8 protein-coding genes and 2 pseudogenes are annotated in these 10501 nt (G+C 68.0%); 6 read left to right on the plus strand and 4 right to left on the minus strand.

Annotated elements, in window-relative coordinates; translation table 11 throughout:
• The first annotated feature begins 186 nt into the window (after nucleotides 1-186).
• The 4 genes from uvrA (at nucleotide 187) to ACWDKQ_RS10410 (ending at nucleotide 4459) form a co-directional block, all read left to right on the plus strand.
• On the plus strand, nucleotides 187-3048 hold the full coding sequence (gene uvrA, locus ACWDKQ_RS10395) for an excinuclease ABC subunit UvrA (RefSeq protein WP_450138457.1): 2862 nt from the start codon (nucleotides 187-189) through the stop codon (nucleotides 3046-3048).
• Nucleotides 3049-3242: 194 nt separating this feature from the next.
• On the plus strand, nucleotides 3243-3689 hold the full coding sequence (locus ACWDKQ_RS10400; RefSeq protein ID WP_450138458.1) for an SRPBCC family protein: 447 nt from the start codon (nucleotides 3243-3245) through the stop codon (nucleotides 3687-3689).
• Nucleotides 3690-3771: 82 nt separating this feature from the next.
• Nucleotides 3772-4095: a transcriptional regulator gene (locus ACWDKQ_RS10405; RefSeq protein WP_450138459.1), complete on the plus strand. Its 324-nt coding sequence runs from the start codon at nucleotides 3772-3774 to the stop codon at nucleotides 4093-4095.
• A gap of 124 nt (nucleotides 4096-4219) precedes the next feature.
• The gene (locus ACWDKQ_RS10410; protein WP_450138460.1) at nucleotides 4220-4459 is read left to right on the plus strand and encodes a hypothetical protein; all 240 of its coding nucleotides are present in this window, start codon (nucleotides 4220-4222) and stop codon (nucleotides 4457-4459) included.
• Between the two features lie 95 nt (nucleotides 4460-4554).
• Here the strand turns inward: ACWDKQ_RS10410 and ACWDKQ_RS10415 are convergent, their stop codons facing one another.
• The 3 genes and pseudogenes from ACWDKQ_RS10415 to ACWDKQ_RS10425 form a co-directional block, all read right to left on the minus strand.
• Nucleotides 4555-7008 carry a hypothetical protein gene (locus ACWDKQ_RS10415; protein ID WP_450138461.1) on the minus strand — a complete coding sequence of 818 codons (2454 nt, stop codon included), beginning with the start codon at nucleotides 7006-7008 and terminating at the stop codon, nucleotides 4555-4557.
• A gap of 177 nt (nucleotides 7009-7185) precedes the next feature.
• A pseudogene (locus tag ACWDKQ_RS10420) lies at nucleotides 7186-7398 on the minus strand (beta-N-acetylhexosaminidase); the annotation flags it as partial.
• An 89-nt stretch (nucleotides 7399-7487) separates the two neighbouring features.
• Nucleotides 7488-8723, minus strand: a pseudogene (locus tag ACWDKQ_RS10425) (amino acid deaminase).
• A gap of 173 nt (nucleotides 8724-8896) precedes the next feature.
• On the opposite strand from ACWDKQ_RS10425, the gene ACWDKQ_RS10430 reads away from it, so the two are divergent.
• A complete protein-coding gene (locus ACWDKQ_RS10430) occupies nucleotides 8897-9664 on the plus strand; it encodes an IclR family transcriptional regulator (RefSeq protein WP_450138462.1) in 768 nt (255 codons plus the stop codon).
• Nucleotides 9664-10050, plus strand: a complete 387-nt coding sequence (locus tag ACWDKQ_RS10435) for a RidA family protein (RefSeq protein WP_450138463.1) — start codon at nucleotides 9664-9666, stop codon at nucleotides 10048-10050. The genes ACWDKQ_RS10430 and ACWDKQ_RS10435 overlap by 1 nt, the downstream gene beginning before the upstream one ends.
• A gap of 135 nt (nucleotides 10051-10185) precedes the next feature.
• Here ACWDKQ_RS10435 and ACWDKQ_RS10440 read toward each other — a convergent pair.
• A partial coding sequence (locus tag ACWDKQ_RS10440) for a transposase (RefSeq protein WP_450138464.1) occupies nucleotides 10186-10501 on the minus strand: 316 nt, incomplete at its 5' end.

The raw sequence follows: 10501 nt of genomic DNA on the forward strand, positions 1-10501 counted from the left end.
TCGACCTGCCCGCATGTCACTCGTCCGAGTGGGTGGGTAGGTGTTGCGCGGACTGCGCGCCGCACGCGATCCGGGTCTGTCAGGGGCCCCGAATACCATGTGGGGGCGGCGTCGCGTACCTGCCGATGCACCGCTTGCAGTCGGCGCGCGTCCACGTCAACACCAGAACTTTTCGAAGGGATCACAGTGGCTGACCGCCTTGTCGTTCGCGGCGCCCGTGAGCACAACCTGCGCGGGATCGACCTCGACCTGCCCCGTGACAGCCTGATCGTGTTCACCGGGCTGTCGGGCTCCGGGAAGTCCAGCCTGGCCTTCGACACCATCTTCGCGGAGGGGCAGCGCCGCTACGTTGAGTCGCTGTCCGCCTACGCCCGGCAGTTCCTCGGTCAGATGGACAAGCCCGATGTGGACTTCATCGAGGGCCTGTCCCCGGCGGTGTCGATCGACCAGAAGTCCACCAACCGCAACCCGCGGTCGACGGTGGGCACCATCACCGAGGTGTACGACTACCTGCGACTGCTGTACGCGCGGGCGGGCAAGGCGCACTGCCCGACCTGCGGCGAAGCGATCAGCAAGCAAACCCCGCAGCAGATCGTCGACCAGGTGCTGGAGATGCCCGACCGGGCCAAGTTCCAGGTGCTGGCCCCGGTCGTGCGTGGGCGCAAGGGCGAGTACGCCGACCTGTTCGAGCAGCTGCAGTCGCAGGGCTACGCGCGTGCCCGCATCGACGGCGTGGTGCACTCGCTGGACGCGCCGCCGAAGCTGAAGAAGCAGGAGAAGCACGACATCGCGGTGGTCATCGACCGCCTAACCGTGAAGGCCAGCGCGAAGCAGCGGCTGACCGACTCGGTGGAGACCGCGCTGCGGCTGGCCGATGGCCTCGTGCTGATCGAGTTCATCGACCTCGACGAGGACGACCCGAACCGGGAGCGGAAGTTCTCCGAGAACCTGGCGTGCCCCAACAGCCACCCGCTGGGCGTGGACGAGCTGGAACCGCGGTCGTTCTCGTTCAACTCGCCCTACGGCGCGTGCCCGGAGTGCGCGGGGCTGGGCATCCGCAAGGAGGTCGACCCCGAGCTGGTAGTGCCGGACGAGGACCTGTCGCTGGCCGACGGCGCGATCGCTCCGTGGGCGGGCGGGCACACCGCGGAGTACTTCACCCGCCTGCTGACCTCGTTGTCGGAGGCCATCGGCTTCCGGATGGACGCGCCGTGGCGGCAGCTGTCCACCAAGGTAAAGAAGGCGGTGCTGCACGGCACCAACGACCAGGTGCACGTCCGGTACAAGAACCGCTACGGGCGGACCCGCTCCTACTACGCCAACTACGAGGGCGTCATCCCGTTCCTGGAGCGGCGGCTGGAGCAGACCGAGTCCGACTACGCCCGCGAGAAGTACGAGGGTTACATGCGGGACGTGCCGTGCCCCGCGTGCGACGGCACCCGGCTCAAGCCCGAGATCCTGGCCGTGACGATGGACAACGACGAGTTCGGTGAGCTGTCCATCGCTGAGGTCAGCGCGCTGAGCGTAAGCGAGTGCGCCGCGTTCCTGAACGGGCTGGTGCTCGGCCCGCGCGAGCAGATGATCGCCGGGCGGGTGCTCAAGGAGGTGCAGGCGCGGCTGGGCTTCCTGCTCGACGTCGGCCTGGACTACCTGTCGCTGGACCGCGCGGCCGGGACGCTCTCCGGCGGCGAGGCGCAGCGCATCCGGCTGGCCACCCAGATCGGTTCGGGCCTGGTCGGCGTGCTGTACGTGCTGGACGAGCCGTCGATCGGGTTGCACCAGCGGGACAACCACCGGCTGCTGGAGACGCTCAGCCGGCTGCGGGACCTGGGCAACACGCTGATCGTCGTCGAGCACGACGAGGACACCGTGCGCAGCGCGGACTGGGTGGTCGACATCGGCCCCGGTGCGGGCGAGCACGGCGGCCAGGTCGTCCACAGCGGACCCTACAAGGCGCTGCTGGCCAACAAGAAGTCGCTGACCGGTGACTACCTGGCCGGGCGCAAGCAAATCCCGCTGCCCGCGGTGCGGCGGTCGCGCGACCGCAAGCGGCAGCTGACGGTGGTCGGGGCGCGCGAGCACAACCTCCGCAAGATCGACGTGTCGTTCCCGCTGGGCTGCCTGGTGGCGGTCACCGGCGTGTCCGGATCGGGCAAGTCGACGCTGGTCAACGACATCCTCGCGTCGGTGCTGGCGAACAAGCTCAACGGCGCCCGGCAGGTGCCCGGCCGGCACACCCGGATCAAGGGCCTGGAGCACGTCGACAAGCTGGTGCAGGTCGACCAGTCGCCGATCGGCCGCACCCCGCGGTCGAATCCGGCCACCTACACCGGCGTGTTCGATCACATCCGCAAGCTGTTCGCGGCGACCACCGAGGCGAAGGTGCGCGGCTACCAGCCGGGCCGGTTCTCCTTCAATGTCAAGGGCGGCCGGTGCGAGTCGTGCGCGGGCGACGGCACGCTGAAGATCGAGATGAACTTCCTGCCGGACGTGTACGTGCCGTGCGAGGTGTGCAAGGGCGCCCGGTACAACCGGGAGACCCTGGAGGTGCACTACAAGGGCAAGACGATCGCCGAGGTCCTCGACATGCCGATCGAGGAGGCCGCGCACTTCTTCGAGCCGATCAACGCGATCTACCGGCACCTGAAGACGCTGGTGGACGTCGGTCTGGGCTATGTGCGGCTCGGGCAGCCCGCGCCGACGCTCTCCGGTGGTGAGGCGCAGCGCGTGAAGCTGGCGAGCGAGCTGCAGAAGCGGTCCACCGGCAAGACGGTCTACATCCTCGACGAGCCGACCACCGGGTTGCACTTCGAGGACATCCGCAAGCTGCTAGGTGTGATCAACGGCTTGGTGGACAAGGGCAACACGGTGATCGTGATCGAGCACAACCTGGACGTCATCAAGACGTCGGACTGGGTGCTGGACATGGGCCCGGAGGGCGGCTCGGGCGGCGGCACCCTGGTCGCCGAGGGCACCCCGGAGGAGCTCGTCGAGGTCGACGAGAGCCACACGGGCCGCTTCCTCGCCCCGGTGCTGTCCGGGGACTGAACCGTCGAGGCGGCGGGCACCTCTTGCCGACGTGTTCGGCAGTGCAGCCGATGCGCTCGGTGAGAGGTGCCCTTCGCGCTTCGTCCGGACGTGGTCGGACGGCATCGACTGGGGCGAGTGGAAAGGCCGTTTCGCCGCACTGGCCGGGGTTGGCCGTTTCGGGTTCGTTATCCGGGGTGATTACGTTCGGCGGCATGGTGCAGAACGAGTTCTCGGTTTCGGGCAGCGTGGTCGTGCAGGCTCCACCGGAGGCGGTGTTCGCGGTGCTGGCCGATCCGCGCAAGCATTCAGTCATCGACGGTTCTGGCACGGTGCAGGGGGAGATGAGCGGCCCGCGGCGGCTGGTGCTCGGATCCAAGTTCGGGATGCGGATGCGCCGGGGCGTCGGCTACCGGATCACCAACACCGTGGTGGAGTACGAGGAGAACCGGCTGATCGCGTGGCGGCACATGTTGCCTGGCCTGTGGCGGTACGAGCTGGCGCCAGAGGGCGACTCGGCGACCAGGGTCACCGAGACCTATGACTACACCGCGATGATGCCGAAGCTGGTGGCCCGCACCGGCTTGCCCAAGCAGAATCAGCGGTCGATCGACGCCACCCTGCAGCGCCTCAAGGCATACGTGGAGGGCGAGCAGGCCTGATCTCCCCGGCTGCGGAAAGTAGGTGCATTTACGGCATCTACTTGACAACTTGGAAAGTAGTTGCGGACTTGGGCTGCCATGAATGAGGTGCAGGTGGAGGCCGCCGCGCAGCTGGCGCGGGCGGTGCGGTTCTCCATCGCCGCGACGCTCGCGGCGATGGAGAAGGCCGAGTTCAGGTACGTGCGCCGACATCATCGAGGTCAGCGACTCGGTGCTCTCCAAGCAGGTGTCGATGCTGGCGGAAGCGGGCTACGTCAAGGTGAACAACGGGTACGTCGGCAAGCGCCCCCGCACCTGGCTGCGCCTCATGGCGAAAGGACGCCGTGCGTACGAGGCGCACCTGGCGGCGCTGAAGGCGATCACCACGCGATCTACGCGGTCTGCGAGGAGATCGCGCGGTACCTAAGCTTCCGCGCCGGCCAGAGCATTCGGGCCAACGGCACGGCAGATGGCGCGCTTGCGCCGGGGTCGGGCACGGCGGCGCGGAGTCCGTCCTGTTCGGACTGCAATACGCCTTGGGGATGGCGGTCGTGTGGCTGCTGCCGCGGGAGTTGCCCTCCGGAGCGGCCGAGCCGTTGTCGGGCAGTCCGTTGTGGACGTTCCTGCACACCGGGGTCGAGCGGCCCATTGTCGTCGCCTGCCACGTCGGCTTCGCCGCGCTCATCGTGCTCGCCTACCGCAGGTCCGCGCTGTTCCTGCCGGTCGCGGTCGCCGCCACTTCGTGGTCGACTTCCGCCACGTTCGGCTTGCAGGGCGTCGTCGGCGGTTGACTTGACCGGCTGCCTCGCCCCATAGGACTGCGGCGGCGAAAGGAACCTTTTAGCAAACTCGTTGCTAAAAGGTGCCTTTCACCGCTTCTAGGCGATCACGGGGGGCATTGGCCGGTTTGGCGCGGGGTGTTCCCGCAGTGCATCACGAGCACGGGTTTGCGGTCGTTGGGCTGATCGCTGTCCGGGCCAGCCTCCACGACTCGCATCACCGAGATCGCCTTGCGAACCGGGACCTGTCCGGCCGGGGCGCCGAAGTCGATGGGGCCGCTGTTCGCGCGGATACCGCCCGGGTTCTCGACGAGCCGGGCGATCCCGTACCAGACCGCTTGGCCGTTCAGCGGCGTCGTGTCGACCTCCGCCTGCCCGTCGGTCACCTTCCGCACCGCCTGCCGGACGAGGTCGACCGCGTCGAACGCGAGCAGTCCCCGCCCCACCAGGCCGTCGGTGCCTTCTTGCACGCGCAGGCCGGTGAAGTCGATGTAGTCCAGCTGGACGCCGGGCGGCAGCTGGCGGTCGAGCAGGAACTTCGTCGTGTCGTCCCCGGCCATCAGGCGCGGCCGCATCTTGGGGTCGACGCACTTGTCCTGCACCGTGTTCAGGTACTTCCCGAACTGGTCCGCCCTTCCGGAGAAGAAGACCAGCGAATCGGGACTGCACCGCAGGGCATCGGAGGGGTTGGAGCGCTGCGGGTCCACCAACCGGGCCGAATCCCCCAGCTGCGCCTCGATGTCCTCGGCCAGGTTCTTGCTGTAGAGGTCGCCTTCTTCGTAGTACACGGTGACGTCGTGGACGCCGATGTTGCGCACGTGTTGCGCGACGACCTGGGACTCCCAGAGGTTGGTCGGCCCCACCTGGTGGTAGAGCCTGCTGAGCTTGGGGAAGTCGTCGGCCGAGGTCACCGTGCCGACCATGGTCAGCCCGCTGTGCCCCAGCGTGCTGATCGCCTTCGCGGTCCCGTCCCAGCTGCCGCCCAGCCCGACGACTGCCACCACGGGCGGTTCCCCCGGCGAGGTGCCTTTGGCGTATTCGACGACGCGCTCGGCGACGTCGGGAGCGTGGCTCATCGAGGCGCCGCCGTTGGCAAGCACGACCCGGATCGCCACGCCGCCGTCCATCCGCGCCTTCTCCTGGGCCTTCGCCAAGCCCTCCAACTCGGCGGCGACTCCGTCCAGAGTCGACGAATCGGGGTCCTTGCCGGTGAGGGTGCTGAAGTAGACGATCGAAATGTAGGGCAGCGGCTGGTCCTGGTCCAACCTGTTCTTGCCCTCTGCCAGGTCGTTTTCGCCCTCGATCGCCTGCTGCGCGTTTATGAGCCGATTGCGAAGGTTCTCATCCTTGATGTCGCTGGAGAAGTGGTAACCGGGGTCGGCGATACCGACGCATTCGTCGCCAGCCGACCACAGATCGGTGTTGGTCCACGGCCACCAACTCCGGCCGCAGTGCTGCTGGTACTGCTGGAGGTAGGCGGCGCCGCCGCCGAGAACCAGCAGGACCACCAGCAGGAGCGGGATACGCCGCAGCAGCTTGGAACGCTTCAGCGGCAGGCTCGTCTGGCCCAGCGAAACACCGGGTTCGTCGTCCGCCGAATGCGGCTCGCCTGCCACCCGCAGTGTCACGTACCAGGCGGTGTTCGAGCGCTTGCGCCGCGCTTCCTGCAGGGTCTCGGGCCAGCTTTCGAGGGTGACCGGTGCGTTGGGGGTCTCGCTGTCCTGTAGCGGCTGCGCGCCGCTGCCGATCACCAGCAGCGGGTCGGGGACGCCGGTCTCGTTGCGGACGTCGTTGATGAGCCGCACCAGGATCTTGCCGGGGGTCTCATCGCCGAGGTTGCGCAGCAGCAGCACCGGGTAGCAGTCCTTGGGCACCCACTGCCACCGCCACAGCCTCCTGGTGTACGACTCGGCCAGGTCGGTCAGGAACGCGTGCACCAGCAGTTTCCGCACCTGCTCGGCGTTTTCCCAGCGCGATGGCGTGGTGATCAGGCGCTGGGCGAAGCTGGGGAAGTCCGCCGATTCGCGCGGGGACAGGTAGCGCTGCCGCATGAACCAGCGGGCGACGCGGCCCCGGCGCACCCACCACGCGTAGTAGAGCGGGAAGAACGTCAGTGAAAGCGCGAAGAGGTACCAGGGCAGGCTCTGGGCGGCCGACTCCCAGAGCGCGGCTTCCTGTGGGGGCTGCTGCCTGTCCCGCCGGGGTCGGCGGCTTCGGAGGTATTCGCGCAGCAGCTGCCGGGTGTGCGAATGCGGCGCCTGGGCCAGGTTCGTCGGTGGCAAGTTCTTCTTCAGCAGCCAGCTCAGTAGTGCGTAGCGGCGGAAGCGCAGCCGGCCGATCCGCGGCCACGAGTCGGCGTCGCGCAGCCCTTGGGCCGCTTTGTCAAGCAGCTTCCGGATCTGCACCGACTTCTGCCGCGGGGTTTCTGCGGGCGTGCCGCCGACGTCCAGCCCTACGTGCGGCACGACGGTTCCGAGGTGACCGGAGAGCTGATCGACGAGGGCACCGGAGTCGTCCTCGCGCAGCAGGTGGACGATCGGCTGGTCCGGGATCTTCTCCACGCGACGTCGTCTGATCCACCGCCGGCCGAGGCGCGATGGAAGCTGGGAGACCGGAACTCCCTGGCCCACCGATGCTTCCGTCATCCTCACCCCCGGTGATTGATCGATCATTCAATGCGACGTTACCGGGCGGGATCGCGGATTCACACCTGTTTCAAGGGTTTTCCCCGCGGCCCGCTACCTCGGTTGGCCGGGAACGCCGGGGCGGGTTTGCCACGGGTACGGGTCGCCGAGCGGGCGGTACCCGGCGCCGAAGGCATCCAGCCGGGGCAGGTGGTGGCCGACCAGGCGGCGCCGGAAGTCCGCGAAGTCACGGTCGGGGCTGCTCCAGGCGACCTCGGCGAACGCGGTCAGCCGGGGGAAGGCGGCGTAGTCCACGCGGCGCTTGCTCTGGTTCGTCGAGCTGCTGGCCGTGCACAAGCTCAACGTCGAGCACCTGCACCTGACCGATGTCCAGGCCCTCCCGGCCACCCGACGTACTAGAAGAACGTGCGCACCAGGTCGATCACGGTGTCGCCGTCGACGACCGGGATCAGGGGCCACTTGTCGAACACCGTGCAGGGGTGGGACAGGCCAAAGCCCATCCAGTCGCCGATCTGCGGATCGGCGTCCCGCACGGTCAGGAACGCGTGCTGGTCGGCCAGCGACGTCACCTCGCACGAACCGGCGGTCAGCGCCCGGATCTCGCCGTCCGCGCCGCGGATCACCTGCGGTTCCGGCAGGTCCTGGTCGAACGACACGTCCCGGCGGCCCATGGTCAGAAGCGCTAGGTCCCGCTCGGGCCGTGAGGTGACCTGCGCCCACACCCGCATCGCGGGGCGCAACGGCGATTCCGCGCCCGCCAGCCGGTGCTCGCGGCCAAACGGCGAGCGGACCCGGTAGAAACCGTCGTCGTGCAGCAGGTATCCGCCGCTGCGCAGGACCGGTACGACCGGCAGCCCGGCTGGCCACGACTGGGTGAACGCCTCGGCCACCTGGTCGAAGTACGCGCTGCCGCCGCAGGTGACGATCACCTCGTCCAGCTCAGAGAAGTGGCCGGCCTGGGCCAGTTCCGCCACGAGGTCGCGCAACCGCCCCGTGTATCCGTCCACAGCGGATAGCGACTGCTCGCTGAGGTCGTGCCCCAGCGCGCCCTCGTAGCCACCGGCCCCGACCAATCGCAGCATCGGGCTTTCCAGTACGAGGTCGGCAATCTCGCGCGCTTCGGCGATCGTTCGCGCACCGGTCCGGGCGCCCTCGCTGCCGAGCTCGACCAGCACGTCGACCTGCCGGGACGCGCCGTGGTGGGCCAGCGCCCCGGTCATCAGCTGCGCTCCGCGCACCGAGTCCACAAAGCAGCTGAACTCGAATTCGGGGTTGGCGTCCAGTTCGTCGGCCAGCCAGGCCAGCCCGCTGGGGTCCAGCAGCTGGTTGGCGAGCATGATCCGCTCGACGCCGAAGGCGCGGTAAACCCGCAGTTGGCTGACGTTCGCCGCGGTGATGCCCCAAGAACCGGTCGCCAGCTGCCGTTCGAAGAGCTGCGGCGCCATCGTCGTCTTGCCGTGCGGCGCGAGCTGCAGGCCGTGCTGCGCGCATCAGTCGGCCATGGTCTGCAGGTTGTGCTGCAGGGCCGCTTCATCGAGCACCAGCAGCGGGCCGACGAAGCCCGCGTCGTGCAACTTCGGGCGCTGCTTGAGGAATTCGCCGACGGTGCTGCCGAAGGCCTCGGACGGCATGCCTTTGAAGCGCCAGTCGATGCGCTCGTCGTGCAGCGAGCGAACCGCTGCGGTGTTGATCCCCCATGCCGACACGAAGGCCTCCTATTGCGCATAATGCAACGGCAGTTGCGTAAAATGCCGGATAGGTGTGTACCATCAGCCGCGCAACGCGTCAACGGATGGAGTGGCCGGTGAGCCAGAGCCTGGAACGCGGTCTGACGGTGCTGACCGCGCTGGCCGCCGGCCCGCAGACGCTCGACCAGCTCGCGCAACGCCTGGGCGTGCACAAATCAACCGCGATGCGCCTGCTGCGCACCCTCGAAGCGGGCCGCTTCGTGCGCCGCGAGGGCGTGCACCATTACCGCCTCGGCAGCGCCCTGTTCGACCTCGCCCACCAAGCGCTGGAAGACCTCGACGTGCGTGGGGTAGCCCGGCAGCACCTGGTGGCGCTGGGGGAGATAAGCGGGCACACCGTGCGCCTGGCGACCCTCGACGACGACCAGGTCGTCTACATCGACAAAGTGGACAGCCAGCACCCGGTGAGGATGTACTCCCGCATCGGCCGCCGCGCGCCGGTGCACTGCACGGCGGTGGGCAAGGCGCTGGTGGCCGACTGGCCGACGCAGCAGCGCCGCCGGTTCGCCGAACAGCTCAACTACCCGAAGCTGACCGTCAACACCATCGACTCGGCCGAGCGGTTCCTGACCGAACTGGACCGGGTGCGCACCCAGGGCTACGCGGTGGACCGCAGCGAGCACGAAGACTTCATCCACTGCGTCGGCGCGCCGATCCGCAACCACCGGGGCGAGGTCGTCGCGGCCCTGTCGCTTTCGGTGCCGAATGTACTGCTGGACTTCGACGGGCTGCTCGGCCTCGTCGACGACGTGCTGCACGCCGCCCGCGGGGTATCCGCCGAGCTGGGGTGGCAGCCGGAAAACCCCAGAGGAAAGGAAGTCTGATGGCCAGGACCGTGGTCAGCACCGACAAGGCCCCGAAGCCGCCGGCGAACATCCCGCTGTCGCAGGGCGTTCGCAAGGGCAACATCCTGCAGGTATCGGGACAGACCGCCGTGAGCCAGGAGACCGGCAAGGTCGTCGAGGGCGGCGTCGCCGAGCAGACCGAGCAGTGCTTGCGCAACGTCATCGCCATCCTGGAGGCCGAGGGCGGTTCGCTGGAGGACGTGCTGATGCTGCGGGTGTACCTGACGGACACCTCGCAGTTCGCGGAGATGAACGAGACCTACGCCCGCATCGTCGGCGAACCCTTCCCGGCCCGCACCACGGTCTACGTCGGTCTCCCCGCTGGCCTCCTCGTCGAGATCGACGCCCTTGCGGTACTCGACTGATTCGAATGTTCTGCTTGCCCGACGCCACCTGCGACAAATGCACGTGACGTGCGGAGCAGGCGGCGGAACGTCGTTCAAGGGCGCCTTCGACCGGATTGAAGTGGTCCCCGGGAGTTGGACTCGTTAATCAAGAGTCTAGGCGGCGAGGGTCTGGGTCCGGTATTGCACCGGGCTCAGGCCCTGGCAGTGTGTGTGACCACGGCTGGTGTTGAACCAGGTGATGTAGTCATCTAGCGCGGCCGTGAACGCCTCGACGCTGAGGTAGCGGGTGTGGTGGAACATCTCTTCCTTGAGGTGCCGGAAGAAGCTCTCGATCACGGCGTTGTCGAGGCAGTTGGCCTTCCGTGACATCGACCGGGTCGCACCCGCGCTGGTCAGCAGTCGCCGCCAGGACCGGTGCTGATATTGAAAGCCCTGGTCGGAATGCACCAGCGGCCGCTGGCCTTCCTTC

The organism is Saccharopolyspora sp. NPDC000995, from assembly GCF_053599315.1.